Origin of the sequence: Pandoraea sp. NE5, from assembly GCF_024363545.1 — a bacterium.
Lineage (GTDB): Bacteria > Pseudomonadota > Gammaproteobacteria > Burkholderiales > Burkholderiaceae > Pandoraea > Pandoraea cepalis.
The window spans coordinates 2470579-2486712 of the sequence record NZ_AP025517.1 but is presented as its reverse complement, the minus strand read 5'-3'; the positions used below and the strand labels follow the sequence as shown (position 1 = coordinate 2486712).

The 16134-nt window shown below is 63.3% G+C and carries 19 protein-coding genes; 2 read left to right on the top strand and 17 right to left on the bottom strand.

Annotation, left to right across the window (positions count from 1 at the left end):
- Positions 1–154: 154 nt before the first annotated feature.
- The 13 genes from PanNE5_RS11400 to PanNE5_RS11340 form a co-directional block, all read right to left on the bottom strand.
- Positions 155–400 (bottom strand): glutaredoxin family protein, encoded by a 246-nt coding sequence (locus PanNE5_RS11400; RefSeq protein ID WP_017232511.1) that lies wholly within the window; start codon positions 398–400, stop codon positions 155–157.
- Between the two features lie 12 nt (positions 401–412).
- A complete protein-coding gene (locus PanNE5_RS11395; RefSeq protein WP_017232510.1) occupies positions 413–1900 on the bottom strand; it encodes a DegQ family serine endoprotease in 1488 nt (495 codons plus the stop codon).
- A 130-nt stretch (positions 1901–2030) separates the two neighbouring features.
- Complete coding sequence (locus PanNE5_RS11390) at positions 2031–3089, bottom strand: MucB/RseB C-terminal domain-containing protein (protein WP_017232509.1); 1059 nt, start codon at positions 3087–3089, stop codon at positions 2031–2033.
- Complete coding sequence (locus PanNE5_RS11385) at positions 3090–3785, bottom strand: sigma-E factor negative regulatory protein (protein WP_261939771.1); 696 nt, start codon at positions 3783–3785, stop codon at positions 3090–3092.
- A 38-nt stretch (positions 3786–3823) separates the two neighbouring features.
- Positions 3824–4423, bottom strand: a complete 600-nt coding sequence (rpoE, locus tag PanNE5_RS11380) for an RNA polymerase sigma factor RpoE (protein WP_017232507.1) — start codon at positions 4421–4423, stop codon at positions 3824–3826.
- A 167-nt stretch (positions 4424–4590) separates the two neighbouring features.
- Positions 4591–5829 carry a beta-ketoacyl-ACP synthase II gene (gene fabF, locus PanNE5_RS11375; protein WP_017232506.1) on the bottom strand — a complete coding sequence of 413 codons (1239 nt, stop codon included), beginning with the start codon at positions 5827–5829 and terminating at the stop codon, positions 4591–4593.
- A 147-nt stretch (positions 5830–5976) separates the two neighbouring features.
- Positions 5977–6216, bottom strand: coding sequence for an acyl carrier protein (gene acpP / locus PanNE5_RS11370; RefSeq protein ID WP_017232505.1), 240 nt, complete (start codon positions 6214–6216; stop codon positions 5977–5979).
- A gap of 136 nt (positions 6217–6352) precedes the next feature.
- Positions 6353–7102, bottom strand: a complete 750-nt coding sequence (gene fabG / locus PanNE5_RS11365) for a 3-oxoacyl-ACP reductase FabG (RefSeq protein WP_017232504.1) — start codon at positions 7100–7102, stop codon at positions 6353–6355.
- A 24-nt stretch (positions 7103–7126) separates the two neighbouring features.
- Positions 7127–8056, bottom strand: coding sequence for an ACP S-malonyltransferase (gene fabD, locus PanNE5_RS11360; RefSeq protein ID WP_017232503.1), 930 nt, complete (start codon positions 8054–8056; stop codon positions 7127–7129).
- Positions 8057–8196: 140 nt separating this feature from the next.
- Positions 8197–9186: a beta-ketoacyl-ACP synthase III gene (locus tag PanNE5_RS11355; protein WP_017232502.1), complete on the bottom strand. Its 990-nt coding sequence runs from the start codon at positions 9184–9186 to the stop codon at positions 8197–8199.
- A 39-nt stretch (positions 9187–9225) separates the two neighbouring features.
- On the bottom strand, positions 9226–10278 hold the full coding sequence (gene plsX / locus PanNE5_RS11350; RefSeq protein WP_051060079.1) for a phosphate acyltransferase PlsX: 1053 nt from the start codon (positions 10276–10278) through the stop codon (positions 9226–9228).
- Between the two features lie 118 nt (positions 10279–10396).
- On the bottom strand, positions 10397–10576 hold the full coding sequence (rpmF, locus tag PanNE5_RS11345) for a 50S ribosomal protein L32 (protein ID WP_017232500.1): 180 nt from the start codon (positions 10574–10576) through the stop codon (positions 10397–10399).
- Between the two features lie 128 nt (positions 10577–10704).
- On the bottom strand, positions 10705–11307 hold the full coding sequence (locus tag PanNE5_RS11340; RefSeq protein WP_017232499.1) for a YceD family protein: 603 nt from the start codon (positions 11305–11307) through the stop codon (positions 10705–10707).
- A 179-nt stretch (positions 11308–11486) separates the two neighbouring features.
- Between PanNE5_RS11340 and PanNE5_RS11335 the strand changes: the two genes are divergently transcribed.
- Together PanNE5_RS11335 and PanNE5_RS11330 are read left to right on the top strand one after the other, a co-directional pair.
- Positions 11487–12113 (top strand): Maf-like protein, encoded by a 627-nt coding sequence (locus PanNE5_RS11335; protein ID WP_026131694.1) that lies wholly within the window; start codon positions 11487–11489, stop codon positions 12111–12113.
- Complete coding sequence (locus PanNE5_RS11330) at positions 12110–12826, top strand: SAM-dependent methyltransferase (RefSeq protein WP_150563692.1); 717 nt, start codon at positions 12110–12112, stop codon at positions 12824–12826. Before PanNE5_RS11335 ends, PanNE5_RS11330 begins: the two co-directional genes overlap by 4 nt.
- A 90-nt stretch (positions 12827–12916) precedes the next feature.
- On the opposite strand, the gene PanNE5_RS11325 is transcribed toward PanNE5_RS11330, so the two are convergent.
- The 4 genes from PanNE5_RS11325 to PanNE5_RS11310 all read right to left on the bottom strand — a co-directional run bounded on the left by PanNE5_RS11325 (position 12917) and on the right by PanNE5_RS11310 (position 16102).
- Positions 12917–13972 carry a S49 family peptidase gene (locus PanNE5_RS11325; RefSeq protein ID WP_261939770.1) on the bottom strand — a complete coding sequence of 352 codons (1056 nt, stop codon included), beginning with the start codon at positions 13970–13972 and terminating at the stop codon, positions 12917–12919.
- Positions 13973–14035: 63 nt separating this feature from the next.
- Positions 14036–14452, bottom strand: coding sequence for a Rieske (2Fe-2S) protein (locus tag PanNE5_RS11320; protein WP_017232495.1), 417 nt, complete (start codon positions 14450–14452; stop codon positions 14036–14038).
- Entirely contained in the window at positions 14449–15111 is a 663-nt protein-coding gene (locus PanNE5_RS11315; protein WP_017232494.1) for an HAD family hydrolase, read from the bottom strand. Before PanNE5_RS11315 ends, PanNE5_RS11320 begins: the two co-directional genes overlap by 4 nt.
- Positions 15098–16102, bottom strand: coding sequence for an RluA family pseudouridine synthase (locus PanNE5_RS11310; RefSeq protein ID WP_026131693.1), 1005 nt, complete (start codon positions 16100–16102; stop codon positions 15098–15100). The genes PanNE5_RS11315 and PanNE5_RS11310 overlap by 14 nt, the downstream gene beginning before the upstream one ends.
- Between the last annotated feature and the right edge of the window lie 32 nt (positions 16103–16134).

Genomic DNA, 16134 nt, shown 5'->3' with positions numbered 1-16134 from the left:
AGCGACTTTCGAGAGAATCGGCAAACACGATATTTTAGCCGAAAGCGTGGCGATGCCGTCTGGAATCGCATGTATCGCGGCAGTCCATCGGAAATGGCGGGAAGCTTGAGACGATCGGGCGTCGTTCGAGGCAGGGAGCGGATAGCGCGAAACGTCAACCTGAGCGCAATGCGGCAGCGACCGCCGCTGCGTCGAAACGATACCGGCACAACTCGCGCTCGCCAAGCGCAAGCACCGGCACGATCTCGTCGTATTGCGCTTCCAGCGCCGGGTCACTGTCGACGTCGATGACGGTGACGGAGAAATTCCACGCCGGACGCATCGCTTCGAGCGCCGCAAGCATGTCATCGCAAAGATGACACCACTTGCGGCCATAGAGCGTCAGCGCCGGCGTATGCATGAGACAGCGGTATTACTTGCCGGGCGTGCGCGGACGCAGCGGCACGAATTGCGTGGCATCGCCGCGCCGCACGAGGATCGGCACGAGGCGCTTCGGATCGAGCGCCTTGACCACGTCCTCGAATTGCTTCGCGCTGACGATGTCTGCATCGCCCACGCGCAGGATGATGTCACCCTGCTGCAAACCGGCCCGTCCCGCCGAACCTTCGGCCAGTTCGACCTGCACGCCACCGCGCAGCTTCATGTCCTTCTTCTGCGACTCGGTCAGGTCGGAGACCACCAGGCCCAGCGCATTCGGGTGGGGCGTGTCCGCACTCCCGCTCTGCGCCTTGGACGCCTTCGGCGTATCGGTATCGGCTTCCGCGACGGTGATGCGCAAGTCCTGGTTCTTGCCCTTGCGCAGCACCTGCAGCATCGCGCTCGAACCGGGCTTGGTCTCGCCGACCATGCGCGGCAGGTCGGTCGCATGATCGACGGCCCGGCCCTCGAACTTCATGATGATGTCACCCGGCTGCACCCCCGCCTTCTCGGCCGGACTCCCCGGCTCGATGCTGCGAACCAGCGCGCCTTGCGCCCGCGGCAGCCCCAGCGAATCGGCGACCTCCTTGCTGACCTCGCTGATCGCCACGCCGATCCGGCCGCGCACGACCTTGCCGCTCTTCTTGAGCTGGTCGGCTACGCGCATGACTTCGTCGATCGGGATCGCGAACGAAATGCCCATGAAGCCACCGGTCTGGCTATAGATCATCGAGTTGATGCCGACCACCTCGCCGCGCATGTTGATGAGCGGCCCCCCCGAATTGCCCGGGTTCACGGCCACGTCCGTCTGAATGAACGGCAGGTAATCGCCCGTATCGCGGCCCTTGGCCGATACGATGCCCGCCGTTACCGTATTGTCGAGACCGAACGGCGAACCGATCGCCACCACCCATTCGCCAACGCGCAGTTTGTTCGAGTCGCCCACCGGCACGGTCGGCAGGTCCTTGGCGTCGACCTTGACCACGGCGACGTCGGTGCGCTTGTCCGCCCCCATCAGCTTCGCCTTGAACTCGCGTTTGTCGGTGAGGGTGACGTAGATACTTTCGGCGCCATCGACCACGTGCGCGTTGGTCAGGATGTAGCCGTCGGCCGAGACGATGAAGCCCGATCCGACGCCGCTGTTCTGCTCTTCATCCGGCTGCGGCTGGCCGCGTCGGGGCGTACCGCCCTTCGGGCCCGGCTGCTGCGGCAGGGGCACACCGAAGAAGCGGCGGAACAGCTCGGCCATGTCGCCGTCCATGCCGGGCGGCAAGCCACTCTGACTGCGGCTGACGCGCTCGGTCGTCCGAATGTTCACGACGGCCGGGCCGACTCGGTCGACCAACTGGGTGAAATCGGGAAGATTGCTGACAAGTGGCGCCGCCGACCCCGAGGCCGGGGCGGCAAAAGCAGCAGGTGCCCCCGCCAATTGCGCGGCAATGGCACCGCCAAGGATGACACGAAGCAGGAAGGTCTTCTTCATTGGAAGATCGTGGTGCGCGATAGTCTCGGAATGCTTGAAGGCAGTCCAGCCCTCCGACAGGGCATTGCGTCTGTCGGTGCCTCGCTGCCCGGACCGCACCGTCACCGGTCGCGGCCCACCCGACAGCCGGTCACTTCGCCGGCTGTTTGTACTCGATACTGGAAGCAAACTGCTGCAAGGTTGCCTGCGGCACTTCGCCAAGCAAGGTCAGCCAGTAGTCACCAAAGCGCTTGATGAGAATATTCGTCGCGCCGGCGCTGCCGTGGCCTTCCTTGCGCTCTCGCGTGGCCGGTTCGATAAATACCGAAAGTCCGGCCATGCCGTCTGAATATACCACCTGCTGGACTTCCAACGGTTTGCCGTCGGCCGTCGATCGCATGGTGCGACGCACTTCGCGCACCGCCTTGAACCCCGGCACCTTCTTGTCGACGTCGATGCTCCAGCCGGCATCGGACAGATGCATCGGTACGATTTGCGGCTTGATGACATGCCAGCCATGCGTTGCCTGAATGGCGTGCACGATGCGCGCCTTCTCACTCGGCACACCGATCGAGATCTGCGAGAACGCCGCCTGCTCGAGCAAATGGCCTTCGGCATCGAGGGTCTGTGCGCGCAGCAACAGGCCGGTGTTGCGATCGGCCCACAGCCGGTAGCCGAAGCGGTACTCGTCCTTTGGCGTGAGTTCGATCACCATGCAGTCAAAGCCCGCCATGCGCTCATTCGGCAGCAGCTTCGGTGCGTAATAGTCGAGCACATCGCGATTGGGCGTGGCGAGCAAGGCAGGGAACGAGTCCTTGCTCTCGCGCTTTTCCAGAAACACGGTCTTCTGCTCGGGAATGAGCGTGTAGACATCGTCGTTCTGCCGAAGAATGCGGCGCTGACGTCCGTCCAGCGTCTCGAGCGCTTCGTACTCGTTACCCTTCTCGGCGAAGTGACTGATCTTCGAAGAGCGCATGGTCGAACCACGCTGATAAACGAATGTACCGATGTAGTTTTGCGTCTGCGCCGCGCGATGGATCTTGTTGAGCCACGCGCCGACTTCGCGCCGCTCGATCAGCGGGTCGTTCGTCGGCGCGGAAGCCTGGGCCCACGCCTGCGATTGCAGCGTGGTCGCCAGCAGCAAGGCGAACAGGAAGAAGGTGCGCCCGATGGGCGCACGTGGCAAGGATTCGATACTCAGGCGCTGCATTTATTCGTCCGCTTGCGCCGAGGCTCGCATATAAGGGGAAACGCCCTGGCCGATCGGCGTCGGGGCATATTGCTGATGTGCCGCCAGATACTGGTCAAGCCGCGCATCGCGCAGCACGATCAGATCGTTCGGCGCCCCCGCACTCGCGCCGTTGGCCGCCACGGCGGCTTGCGACGGTTGCGACAGCGTAACGCGCGTGAGGTTACTGCCCCCGGCGGCCGGCGTTGCGGCCTGAGCCAACACCTGCGGCTGCGTGCCGCCGGCTGGGTGATCCTGTAGACGCGGCACCACGACCCATGACAGCGCCGCCACGGCCGCCGCGGCAGCCGCCGTTGGCAGCACGCGGCGTACGCGCAGGAACGGATTGATACGGGTGACGCGCGAGCCCGCGGTCTTGGCGCCCTGTGCGGCGCTTGCCTGGGCATCGACCAGTGCGGCCGGCGCGAGGAGGTGAGGCTCGGTTTCGAGGCGCGCCGAGAAGGCCGCCATGAAGGCCGACTCCGATCGCGGCAACGTCAACTCATCGGAACGCAAGGCGTCTCCAATCAGGTGGTAGTCGTCCCACAAAGGCCGGCCGGAAGCGTCAGCCTCATCCAGCAGGGCAGCCAGCTCGTCCGAATCGAATTCCCCGTCCACCAACGCGGAAATTCGCTCGGCTTGCAGCCCCCGCTGCGTTTGCACCGTCGCTGATCCCATGATATCCCCTAACGAAAATAACTTCCCCGGCGGCGCGCTCACCAGCGCTTGCCGTCAGGCGTGTCCAGCAGCGGCCTGAGCCGGCTGGCAATCGCTTCACGCGCCCGGAAAATTCGCGAACGGACCGTTCCGATCGGGCACCCCATGGCTTCGGCGATCTCTTCGTAGCTCAACCCCTCGATTTCCCGCAGGGTAATGGCCGTTCGAAGCTCATCGGGCAAAGCCTCCATCGCCGCGTTGACCGTTTGAGCAATCTGCTTGCTCATCAGCAACGACTCAGGCGTGTTGATATCCCTTAGTTGATCAGCCTCGGCAAAAGTTTCCGCTTCTTCAGCGTTCGCTTCAGTCGAAGTCGGTGCACGGCGTCCCTGCGTTGCCAGGTGGTTCTTTGCCGTGTTGACAGCAATACGATACAGCCAGGTATAGAACGCCGACTCGCCGCGAAACTGCGGCAAGGCACGGTAGGCCTTGATAAAGGCCTCCTGCGTCACATCCTCGACCTCGGCGGCGTCGCGCACGAGCCGCGATACGAGGCGGATGATCTTGCGGTGATATTTCGCGACCAGCAGCTCGAAGGCGGCTTTGTCGCCTTTTTGCACGCGCTCGACGAGCGCCTGGTCGATTTCTCGTTCACTCACCTGATTGGGATCCGTATTTTCTCTGGCGGCCAGGCCCCGGTCGGGCCTGATGGCTCCACGGCAGCACGGGCCACCGCGGCGGGAAGTGTCTGTTACGCCGCACGCCCGGGCACACTCACCGGAGCGTGGGTCAGCGGAACGGGACGCCTGCGCGGCGTCCCGCGAACTTAGACTCGCTGGAAGACCAGCGTGCCGTTAGTCCCGCCGAATCCGAAAGAGTTCTTCAATGCGACGTCAATTTTCAGATCGCGCGCCACGTTTGCGCAGTAATCCAGGTCGCAAGCGGGGTCCTGATTGAAGATGTTGATCGTCGGCGGCGACTTCTGATGATGAACGGCCAGCACGGTAAACACCGACTCCAGGCCGCCCGCGCCACCCAACAGGTGACCGGTCATCGACTTGGTCGAGTTCACCACGACGTTCCTGGCGGCATCGCCCATCAGGCGCTTGACGGCAACCGTCTCGGCGATATCGCCCAGCGGGGTCGACGTGCCGTGCGCATTCACATAGTTCACGGTATCGGCATTGATGCCGGCATCGCGCAGCGCGTTGGTCATGGCGCGCAGCGCGCCGTCGCCGTCTTCGCACGGGGCCGTCATGTGATACGCGTCGGCGCTCATGCCGAAGCCCGTCAGCTCGGCGTAAATCTTCGCGCCGCGCGCCTTGGCGTGCTCGTACTCTTCGACCATCATCACGCCGGCGCCTTCGCCCAGCACGAAGCCGTCGCGATCCTTGTCCCACGGACGGCTGGCCGTCGCCGGATCGTCGTTGCGCGTGGACAGCGCGGTCATCGCGGCAAAACCGCCAATCCCCAGCGGCGACACCGTCGATTCTGCACCACCGGCAAGCACCGCATCCGCGTCGCCGTACTGGATCATGCGCGCGGCCTGACCGATACAGTGAAGACCGGTCGTGCAGGCGGTAACGATCGCCAGGTTCGGCCCCTTCAGGCCGTACTTGATCGACAGGTGGCCCGAGATCATGTTGATGATCGAGCCCGGCACGAAGAACGGGGAAATCTTGCGCGGGCCGCCTTTGAGCAAATCGTCATGCGTGTCTTCGATCATCGGCAGACCGCCAATGCCCGAACCGACCAGCACGCCAATACGTTCCGCGTTCGCTTCGGTGACGGCGAGGCCACTGTCTTCGAACGCCTGAATGCCTGCGGCGAGGCCGTAATGGATAAAGGTATCCATGCGGCGCGCTTCTTTGGCCGACAGATACTTCTCGGTCTCGAAGTTTTTGACTTCGCCGGCGAATTGCACCTTGAATTCGCTCGCATCGAACTTCGTGATGTTGGCGATGCCCGAACGGCCTGCGACCAGATTCTCCCAACCCTCGGCAACAGTGTTGCCGACCGGCGAGATCAGGCCCAGACCGGTAATGACGACGCGACGACGACTCACGATACTCCCCTTCTTCTGCTGGGTCTTACAAAACAAAAGCCACAGAGGCGACAGGGTTCGACCCTGTGCTCCCTGCGGCTGACAGGCATGCCTGGCGCCGGGAACCGGTCGGCACCCCGGCCGTCCAGGCGATCCTCCGCGGGCCTCTTAGGCCTTGGAATTGCCTTGAACGTAATCGATGGCTTGCTGCACCGTGGTGATCTTTTCAGCTTGCTCGTCCGGGATTTCCGTCTCGAACTCTTCTTCCAGTGCCATCACCAGCTCAACCGTGTCGAGCGAGTCGGCGCCGAGATCGTTCACAAAGCTGGATTCGTTCTTGACGTCAGCTTCGTTCACACCAAGTTGTTCGGCGACGATCTTCTTGACGCGTTGCTCAATGTTATCCATTCAAACCCTCCGGGGTAGTTAGTTCAGACAAGTGCGCGCATTTTAACAGGTTTGCCAAGCAAAGTTAGCCTGCGCCAAATAATGTTCAATATCGCTCAAAATTGCGCATTATTAGCACAATTCCGACGAAATTCCCTTAATTCATGAACATGCCACCGTTCACGTGCAGCGTCGTCCCGGTGATGTAACCCGCCTGCGGCGACGCGAGAAACGCCACGGCGTTGGCGATGTCTTCCGGCGCACCGAGGCGGCCCAGCGGAATCCGTGCCTTGAGCGCCTCGTGCTGCGCTTCGCCCAGCGCCTTGGTCATATCGGTGTCGATGAAGCCCGGGGCGACACAGTTGACGGTGATGTTTCGGCTGCCGATCTCAGCGGCCAGCGAACGGGCCATCCCGGCAACGCCCGCCTTGGCGGCCGCGTAATTGGCCTGGCCCGGGTTGCCCGCCGAGCCGACGACCGACGTCACGTTGATGATGCGGCCGCTGCGCGCCTTCATCATCGGCTTGATGACCGCTCGCGACAGACGGAAGATCGCCTTGAGGTTCGTGTCGATCACGTCGTCCCACTCGTCGTCCTTCATCCGCATGGCGAGATTATCGCGCGTGATGCCGGCGTTATTGACGAGGACGTCGAGCTTGCCGTACTGCTTGAGGATGTCGTCGAGTGCCGCAGCCACGCCTTCGGCATCGGTCACATTCAGGACGATGCCCTTGCCCGTCACACCGGCCTCGCTGAAATACGCGGTAATGCCCTGCGCGCCGGCTTCGCTGGTGGCGGTGCCCACAACCGTCGCCCCCTGGCGAGCGAGTTCGAGGGCAATGGCACGACCGATGCCGCGCGAAGCGCCGGTCACCAGCGCCACGTGGTTATCGAGTTGCTTGCTCATGAGAGAAATACCCTTGACTGTGTCTTACGAGAGTTGCGCGCGCACGTCGCCGAGCGACGCCGGATCGGTGATCGCGAGCCCGGTGAGCGTGCCGTCGATGCGCTTGGTCAGGCCGCTCAGCACCTTGCCCGGACCACATTCAACGACTTGGGTCACCCCCTGCGCCGCGAGCCATTTGACCGATTCGACCCAGCGCACCGGCGCCGCGGCCTGACGCACCAACGCCTCCTTGATGCGCGCCACGTCGGTTTCGACGGCGACATCGACGTTGTTGACGAGCGGAATCTGCGGCGCGCTGAACGTCACGTCGGCCAGATATTCGCGCAGACGATCCGACGCCGGCTTGAGCAGCGACGAGTGGAACGGCGCCGACACCGGCAGCACGAGCGCGCGCTTTGCCCCGGCGGCCTTCGCCAGTTCGCAGGCTTTTTCCACGCCCGCCTTCGCGCCGGCAATCACGACCTGTGCCGGAGCATTGAAATTGACGGCCTCGACGACGCCCGCGGCCGATGCTTCGGCGCAGACGTTGCGAACGGTGTCGTCATCCAGCCCCAGAATGGCCGCCATGCCCCCTTGCCCGACGGGCACGGCCTCCTGCATCGCTTGCGCGCGAAAACGCACGAGCGGCACGGCATCCTTGAACGCGATGACGCCCGCGGCGACCAGCGCCGTGTATTCACCGAGGCTGTGGCCCGCAACGAACGCGGGCTTGGCACCGCCCTCGGCCAACCATGCGCGGTACATCGCGTAGGCGGCGGTGAGCATCACCGGCTGAGTGTTGGTCGTCAGATTGAGGTCTTCGGCCGGGCCGGCGGCGATCAGCTTGGCCATATCCTGCCCAAGGGCATCCGAAGCTTCGGCAAGGGTCTCGCGCACTACCGCGTTGTCCGCGAAGGCATCGAGCATGCCCACCGATTGGGAACCTTGTCCCGGGAAAACGAAAGCGAATGTCATAGCGCCTGGTTTTGCAGTCAGATTCAGAAACATTGCGGCCCCCTGTCGCGCACCGACCTGGCGGCGTGGGGCGCGCCGCCCCACGCGGCGCCCCGAAGGCCCACCGTCAGGTCCGCGTGGCGCCTTGGCGCCGGGTCCACTTACATGCGGAACAGCACGGCGCCCCACGTAAAGCCGCCGCCCACGCCTTCGATCATGACGTTCTGGCCCGGCTTGATGCGCCCGTCACGAACCGCGACGTCGAGCGCCAGCGGAATCGACGCGGCCGACGTATTGCCATGTTGGTCGACGGTCACGACCATCTTCTCTTCCGGCAGTCCGAGCTTGCGGGCCGTGCTCGTCATGATGCGCAGGTTGGCCTGATGAGGAATCAGCCAGTCGATCGCCGACGCCGCCAAACCGGCCTTCTCAAGGGCCTCGTTGGCCACTTTTTCCAGCACGCGCACCGCCAGCTTGAACACGGCCTGGCCGTCCATATAGAGGAACGCTTCACCCTGCACCGCGCCGCCGCTCACATTGCCCGGCACGCACAGAATGTTCGCGTGGCTGCCGTCCGCATGCAGCGCGCTCGCCAGAATGCCCGGCTCGCTGGACGCCTGCAACACGACCGCGCCCGCACCGTCGCCGAACAGCACGCAGGTCGTGCGGTCCGTGAAATCGAGAATGCGCGAGAAGGTCTCGGCACCGATCACGAGGACGTTGCGGTACGCACCGGTGCGAATGAAGTTGTCGGCCGTCGCCATGGCGTAGGCAAAGCCGGAGCAAACCGCCTGAATGTCGAACGCCGCGCAGCCGTTGTCGATACCGAGCTTGTTCTGCACGAGGCAGGCGGTGCTCGGGAACACGAAATCCGGCGTCGACGTGGCGACGATGATGAGGTCGAGCTGGTTGGCGCTCAAGCCGGCCATGTCGAGCGCGCGCCTGGCGGCTTCCACCGCCATGTCGCTGCTCGTTTGATCGGGCGCGGCGAAATGGCGGGCCTGGATACCGGTGCGAGCAACGATCCACTCGTCGCTCGTCTCGATGCCACGGGTGGCCAGCTCGTCGGCCAACTGCTGATTGGTCACGCGGCGCGCCGGCAGGTAGCTGCCGGTACCAACGACGCGGGAATGAATCGCGGACTGAGTCATCTTATGATCGGTTAGAGCGCCGGAGCGAGGCCGCCGGCGTCAGAGCGCCGGAATGGCGCCCACCGGCTTGTTGTCCTGGAGCTGGGTCTGATTCTCATGCATGGCGCGCGACAAACGGTCGAGCACGCCGTTGCGAACTGCATCATAGCCGCGTTTGATGGCCCATTCAAACGAGTAGGCATCGGCGGAGCCATGGCTCTTGATCACGAGCGCACGCAACCCGAGCAATGCTGCCCCGTTGTAACGGCGATGATCGACGCGGCTTTTGAAGCGGGAGAGAATCGGCAGCGCAACGACAGCGATCACCTTCGTCCACCACGTACGGGTGAATTCTTCGCGGATCATGTCGCCGAGCATTTGTGCCAGGCCTTCGGAAGTCTTGAGGGCAACATTGCCCACGAAACCGTCGCACACGACGATGTCGGTCGTGCCGCGATAGATATCGTTGCCCTCCACGTTGCCGTAGAAGTTCAGCGTGGAGCCGCGCAACAGCTCGCCGGCCTGCCGGATGACGTCGTTGCCCTTGATGACTTCTTCGCCAATATTAAGCAGGCCGATCGACGGACGCTCCTTGCCATCGACCGCCGCGACGAGCGCATGACCCATCTCGGCGAATTGCAGCAAATGGGTCGGCTCGCAATCGACGTTCGCGCCGAGATCGAGCATCGTGGTGTAACCGCCCTTCTGGTTCGGCAGCACGGTGGCGATGGCGGGCCGCTCGATGCCCGGCAGCGTCTTGAGCACATAGCGCGAGACGGCCATCAATGCGCCGGTATTGCCGGCGGATACGCAGGCTTGCGCGCGCGCGTCCTTGACCAGGTTGAGCGCCACACGCATCGAGGAGTCTTTCTTCCTGCGCAGGGCGGTCTCGACGGAGTCGTCCATCGCGACAACTTCGGTCGCGTTGACCACGGACAGGCGCGGGTGATCCGTCGCGCGCAACTTTGCGAGTTGCGCGTTAATGACCTCCTGCTGTCCGACCAGCACAAGTTCGACATCGTCGGTGGACTGCACGAAGCGAACCGCGGCCGGCACCGTCACCGATGGGCCGTGATCTCCGCCCATGCAATCGATCGTCAGGGTGACTGTCATGTCGACGTGATTGGCTTGCGGTACAGGTAACAAAAAAAGCGGCAGGATGAGTGCCGCTTTTGCCACATCGGACGATCAAACAGCGCCATGATGGGCGCGTATCGTCTGGAGGGCCGAGTTAGTCGTTCTTGGTCTTGATGACCTTGCGACCACGGTAGAAACCGTTCGGCGAGATGTGGTGACGCATATGCGTCTCACCCGACGTCGGCTCGACGGCAGTCGCCGGCGCGGTCAGGAAATCGTGCGAACGGTGCATGCCGCGCTTCGACGGCGACTTCTTGTTCTGTTGAACGGCCATGATAACTCCTCAAAATATCGCGAAATTTTAACACAGTTCGAGCGCCGCCCTACGGTGTCGGCCTGTCGGCCCGACCTGTGCGACTAACGCAAACTTGTACTTTGGTGCGCCGGAGACCCGGCCGCACGTTACTTTCCGTCCTTGTCCGGCGAGCGCTTGAGCGCTGCCAGCGCCGCGAACGGAGACGGCTTATCCTCTTCTTCGGGCGGCGGGGCAGGTTCGGTCAACCCGTCGTCGCCCGTGGCCAGGCTTTCGTGCACAGTCGGACACACCTCGTGCTTGGGCACGATCGGCAAAGCCAACAGCAATTCTTCCTCGATCAGCTCGCGCAAATCGAAATGTTTGGAGCCGACCAACGCCTCGAACTCATCTTCATCGAGGGGCCGGGCTTCCGCGGCCGCTTCGTCACGCACAACCTCGAAGGTCGTCTCCGAATCGAGCGGCTCCTGGTACGGCGTAAGGCATCGCTGGCATTCGAGCCACATCGGGCCTTCGACCGACAGCGTCAGGAACTGCGCCACCGCAGGCTTCCCGTCGGCACGCAGCACCTGCTTCTCGACGCCTGCGGCGCGCCAGTGGAACACGCCCTGGGCGCGCCCCGACGCCGAGACTTCGGCAGGCACTTCGGTTACCATGCGCGGCAATGCCGCAAGTTGCACGTCACCTTCCGCCACCCGGCCGGTACGCGCGAATTCGAACAGATCGACGATATATTCGTTCATCACGCTCATCCTTGCCTTTGGCGCATCTGAGCGCGTTTTCAACGTCCCCTGCCACCCGCAGCGCCTTGATCCAACACCGTTTCCGGACGTTTGGACCCGTACCGCGCAGACTGGCGGGACCGAGCGCCAGATTGCAAAAGCCGTGAATTCTAAATAGTTTTTCGTTTCTCGTCAAACACTTAAACCTGATGACCGCACATCCCCCGCCACCCATGATCCTGGCCTCCGGATCGCGCTATCGACGTGAGTTGCTCGAGCGCCTGCGCGTGCCCTTTACGGTCGACGTCCCGGACATCGACGAAACGCCCGTCCCCGGCGAGACGCCGCACGATACCTCGCTGCGCCTGGCCCGTCAGAAGGCCCGGGCGGTGGCTGGGCGCCGACCGGGCGCCATCGTCATCGGCGCCGACCAGGTCGCCACGTTCGAAGGCCGCCAGATCGGCAAACCCGGCAATTTCGAGAACGCCATGACACAGTTGCGCGACATGCGCGGCAAGGTCGTCGAGTTTCACTCCGCCCTGTGCGTGCACGATGCCCGCAACGGCGAAAGTCAGGCCAAAGATGTCGTGACACGGGTGAAGTTCCGCAATCTGCCCGACGAGGTGCTCGCCGCCTATCTTCATGCCGAGACACCCTACGACTGCGCCGGCGCCGCCAAATCCGAAGGACTGGGCATCATGCTGCTCGAAACCATCGAGAATGACGACCCGACCGCGCTCATCGGCTTGCCGCTGATTGCGCTCACGACCATGTTGATGAACACCGGCATTCGCCTGCCAGGCCCCGGCCCCGACGCAACAGGAGCGCCAGCATGAGCGGCACGCTGTATCTGATCCCGAATACGCTTGGCACGAACACCCGCGGCGGCCTGCCGGCGGTACTGCCTGAAGACGTCCGCAACGTGACGGCCGGTCTGACGTATTTTGTCGGCGAACAGGCCAAGAGCACGCGAGCATTCCTCAAATTGGTCGGGGTGTCCACGCCGATTCAGGAAATCGACATTCGCGAGTTGAACGTCAACACGCCGGCAGCGGCCATCGATGCGCTCCTCGCGCCGATGCTTGCCGGTGCCGATGGCGGCCTCGTCTCGGAGGCCGGCTGCCCGGCCGTGGCGGACCCGGGTGCGCTGCTGGTGCGAAGGGCGCACGAGAAAGGGGTGCGCGTGGTGCCGTTCGTCGGCCCGAGTTCGATCCTGCTCGCCTTGATGGCCAGCGGACTGAACGGGCAGAGTTTCGCCTTCCACGGCTACCTGCCGACGGACGCGGCCGATCGAGCGAAGCGCTTGCGCGAACTCGAACAACGCTCGCGCAAGGAGAAGCAGACGCAAATCTTCATCGAGACGCCCTATCGCAACAAGGCCATGCTCGATGCGCTACTGCAGACCTGCGACGCCTCCACCCTGCTGTGCGTCGCGGTCGACGTCACGCAGGACGGCGAGCAGATTGTCACGCATCGGATCCAGGGATGGCCTCAGGCGCGTATCGATCTGCACAAGCGCCCCGCCATTTTCCTATTTCTGGGCCAGTAACGCCCGCTATCGGCCTCAGCAAAAGACAACGCCACGGAGATCTTCCGTGGCGTTGTCGCTTGCGTGCTTGCGTTCCGCGATGCGTGGGCGTTACTTGAGCGAGAGGGTCGCGCCCATCATCATCGTCTTCATCGCCGCGGCACCCACGGCCGCACCGAAACGTCGCGCCACGCGCTCAGGCAAGTTTTCCTTGACGGTGTAGTCGACGAGATTCGGCGCCTTGAGTACGTCGCGGGCCACCGAATCGACCGTGCCGAGGCCGTCCGACAAACCCAGCTCGATTGAACGCTGGCCCGTCCAGAACAGGCCGCTGAACAGATCCGGGTCGTCCTTCAGTCGATTGCCACGCCCCTTCTTCACCGCGCCGATGAACTGCTGATGGACCTGCTCGAGCATGTCGAGGGCATACGTCTTCTGTTGATCCGTCTGCGGCGAGAACGGGTCAAGGAACCCCTTGTTACGCCCAGCCGTCAGCAATCGCCGCTCGATGCCGAGCTTGTCCATCAACCCGGTGAAACCGAAGCCATCCATCAACACGCCGATGGAACCGACGATGCTCGCCTTGTCGACGTAGATCTTGTCGGCGGCCGCCGCAACGTAGTAGCCGCCCGAGGCACAAATCTCTTCGACCACGACATACAGCGGCTTCTTCGGGTACTTCGCCCGCAAACGCATGATGTCGTCGTAGATCATGCCGGCCTGAACCGGGCTGCCGCCAGGGCTGTTGATGCGTAGAATCACGCCCGCCGCCGACGAGTCTTCGAAAGCCGATTCGAGCGCCGCGTTGATCTTCCGGGCGCTCGCCTGACCGTCGGGCGCGATCTCGCCGCTCAGCGTGACCAGCGCGGTATGTTTGCCGGAGCCCGCGCCGACCGTTGCCGTACCGCCATCGAAATCGGAAATCGACCAGATGACAAGCGCGACGATCGCCAGCGCCAGCAGCCGGAAGAAGATTTTCCAGCGGCGCGACGCGCGTTGCTCGCGAATGCCGGCCATCAACACCTTTTCCAGCATTTCGCGCTCCCAGAGCTTCACCCCGCCCGGATCGCGGCCCGCGCCGGCCCCCGCTGCCGACGACGACCGCCCACCGGGCGGAGGAAAACCAGGTTCGGTGCGGGGCGAATCAGGCGGCAGGGCGTCAGCCATAAAGTATCCAGAGAACTTTGGGTAAAAAGCGAAAACTGCGATTGAAACCGGGATGTCGTGTCGTCAGTGTGTCGAAGGTCCGGGCGCTTCGATGTACGCATCGGGCCACCAGACGACGGTCGTGTGAGCGGCATCGCCCCCGTTCGGGTCAGCCGAGCGCTCCTCCACGCGCACGGGCTGCAGCGCACCGCCGCGACACGGGCCGCCAACGCAATGCCCTGTATCGGGCTCATAGGTTGCGCCGTGCGTCGCGCACATCAAGTATAAGCCGGACGTTTCGAAGAACTGCCCCTCAGACCAGTCGAGTTCCATCGGCACATGAGCGCACTGATTGAGATAGGCGTAAACGTGCCCGCCATAGCGAATCACGAACGCTGGGGTACGACGACCGCTCACGCATACCTCGAAACGCACGCCGCGCCCCCCATCCTCGAGCGCGGCGCCCGCGCAGATCGGCAGCGGCACGACGGACTCGCTCACACGCGCTCCAGCAGCCAGTCGCGCAGCTCGGCCACGCTCCCGGCGCAATACGCGGGCTCCAGCGCCACCAGTTGCTCGCGCGGATGCGCACCGCCGTAAGCCACGGCCACGGCGGACGTTCCTGCACTGTGCGCCATCTGCAAATCGTGCGTGGTATCGCCGATCATGACCGTGCGACGCAGGTCCTGACCGAGTTCGCGCGTCAGCTCTTGCAGCATGGCTGGATGCGGTTTCGAAAATGTCTCATCGGCGCAACGCGTTGCGTCGAACATCCGCATCAGCCCGGCGGCTTCGAGCGCCCGGTTCAGACCGACACGCGACTTGCCCGTCGCCACGGCAAGAAAACGCCCCCGCGCGCGCAAGGCTTCGAGCAACTCACGGATTCCGGTGAACAACACGGTCTCCTTGTCGCCTATCAAATAATGAAAGCGATAGCGCTCAGACAGGCGCGGATAGTGCGCGGGGTCAAGGGATGGCACGGCCATTTGCAGGGCATCGCGCAGGCCGAGGCCGATCACGTGGCTCGCGATCTCGTCGGACGGCACGGGCAGCCCCAGATCGCGGCAGGCGGCCTGGATGCAGCGGGTAATGGTGGGCGTCGAGTCCATCAACGTCCCGTCCCAGTCGAACACGACCAGGTCGAACTCAGGGCTTGGCATCGGCAGAAGCGCCTCGAAGTTGGTTCAGAAATTGCTGACATTCTGGCGGTAACGCCGCTTCCAACGCAATCGGCGTATCTAAAACCGGATGGTTGAACTTCAGCCGCCACGCGTGCAGAAACATCCGCTTGATGCCGGGACGGGCGCCGGGACGGGCCAATGTCTTGTTCAGCGTGAAGTCGCCGTACTTGTCGTCACCGACGATCGGCGTACCGCAATGCGCCAGGTGAACGCGAATCTGATGGGTCCGCCCCGTTTTCAGTTCCGCTTCGAGCAACGTATAGGGCGGATACGACTCCATCATGCGAAATACCGTGTGCGATGCCTGACCGTCTTCCTGTACACGCACGCGACGCTCGCCCTCTGCCGTCACATACTTATACAGTGGGGCCTTGACCGCACGCTGACGGTCCCGCCATTCGCCCGTGACGCAAGCCAGGTAACGCTTGTCCATCCGGTTGTGCCGGATCTGCTCGTGCATGCCGACCAGCGCCGAGCGCTTTTTCGCGAGCAGCAGGATCCCGGATGTTTCTCGGTCGAGACGGTGCACCAGTTCAAGAAACTTCAGGTGCGGCAGAGCGCGGCGCAGTTGCTCGATCACCCCAAACGACACGCCGCTGCCGCCATGCACCGCCACCCCGGCCGGCTTGTCGATCGCCATGAGGTAATCGTCTTCGAACAACACGGGGAAGGTGGCGGCGGGAACGTAGGCCGGCGCTTCGGCAGCCGGCGCCGCAACGCGAACCGGCGGAATACGAATGATATCGCCAAGCACAAGGCGATAGGTAGCATCTATTCTTCCTTTGTTTACGCGCACTTCACCGCTACGCAAAATGCGGTAAATGTGACTTTTCGGCACGCCTTTGCACTCGCGCAAGAGGAAATTATCGATCCGCTGGCCGGCCGAGCCGTCGTCGACTTCGACCAGTCGAACCTGCGGCGGAGACGCCGGCGAAACCATTTTCTGCCGATTTTTGCCTAACTCATTCATTATGAATATAATTTGCCCAACAGAGGTGGCGG

Excerpts from the sequence above, each read along its gene's own strand:
- PanNE5_RS11400 (WP_017232511.1), bottom strand. The coding sequence starts at position 400 with ATGCATACGCCGGCGCTGACGCTCTATGGCCGCAAGTGGTGTCATCTT.
- PanNE5_RS11395 (WP_017232510.1), bottom strand. The coding sequence starts at position 1,900 with ATGAAGAAGACCTTCCTGCTTCGTGTCATCCTTGGCGGTGCCATTGCC.
- PanNE5_RS11390 (WP_017232509.1), bottom strand. The coding sequence starts at position 3,089 with ATGCAGCGCCTGAGTATCGAATCCTTGCCACGTGCGCCCATCGGGCGC.
- PanNE5_RS11385 (WP_261939771.1), bottom strand. The coding sequence starts at position 3,785 with ATGGGATCAGCGACGGTGCAAACGCAGCGGGGGCTGCAAGCCGAGCGA.
- acpP (WP_017232505.1), bottom strand. The coding sequence starts at position 6,216 with ATGGATAACATTGAGCAACGCGTCAAGAAGATCGTCGCCGAACAACTT.
- fabG (WP_017232504.1), bottom strand. The coding sequence starts at position 7,102 with ATGAGCAAGCAACTCGATAACCACGTGGCGCTGGTGACCGGCGCTTCG.
- fabD (WP_017232503.1), bottom strand. The coding sequence starts at position 8,056 with ATGACATTCGCTTTCGTTTTCCCGGGACAAGGTTCCCAATCGGTGGGC.
- PanNE5_RS11355 (WP_017232502.1), bottom strand. The coding sequence starts at position 9,186 with ATGACTCAGTCCGCGATTCATTCCCGCGTCGTTGGTACCGGCAGCTAC.
- plsX (WP_051060079.1), bottom strand. The coding sequence starts at position 10,278 with ATGACAGTCACCCTGACGATCGATTGCATGGGCGGAGATCACGGCCCA.
- rpmF (WP_017232500.1), bottom strand. The coding sequence starts at position 10,576 with ATGGCCGTTCAACAGAACAAGAAGTCGCCGTCGAAGCGCGGCATGCAC.
- PanNE5_RS11340 (WP_017232499.1), bottom strand. The coding sequence starts at position 11,307 with ATGAGCGTGATGAACGAATATATCGTCGATCTGTTCGAATTCGCGCGT.
- PanNE5_RS11335 (WP_026131694.1), top strand. The coding sequence starts at position 11,487 with ATGACCGCACATCCCCCGCCACCCATGATCCTGGCCTCCGGATCGCGC.
- PanNE5_RS11330 (WP_150563692.1), top strand. The coding sequence starts at position 12,110 with ATGAGCGGCACGCTGTATCTGATCCCGAATACGCTTGGCACGAACACC.
- PanNE5_RS11325 (WP_261939770.1), bottom strand. The coding sequence starts at position 13,972 with ATGGCTGACGCCCTGCCGCCTGATTCGCCCCGCACCGAACCTGGTTTT.
- PanNE5_RS11315 (WP_017232494.1), bottom strand. The coding sequence starts at position 15,111 with ATGCCAAGCCCTGAGTTCGACCTGGTCGTGTTCGACTGGGACGGGACG.
- PanNE5_RS11310 (WP_026131693.1), bottom strand. The coding sequence starts at position 16,102 with ATGAATGAGTTAGGCAAAAATCGGCAGAAAATGGTTTCGCCGGCGTCT.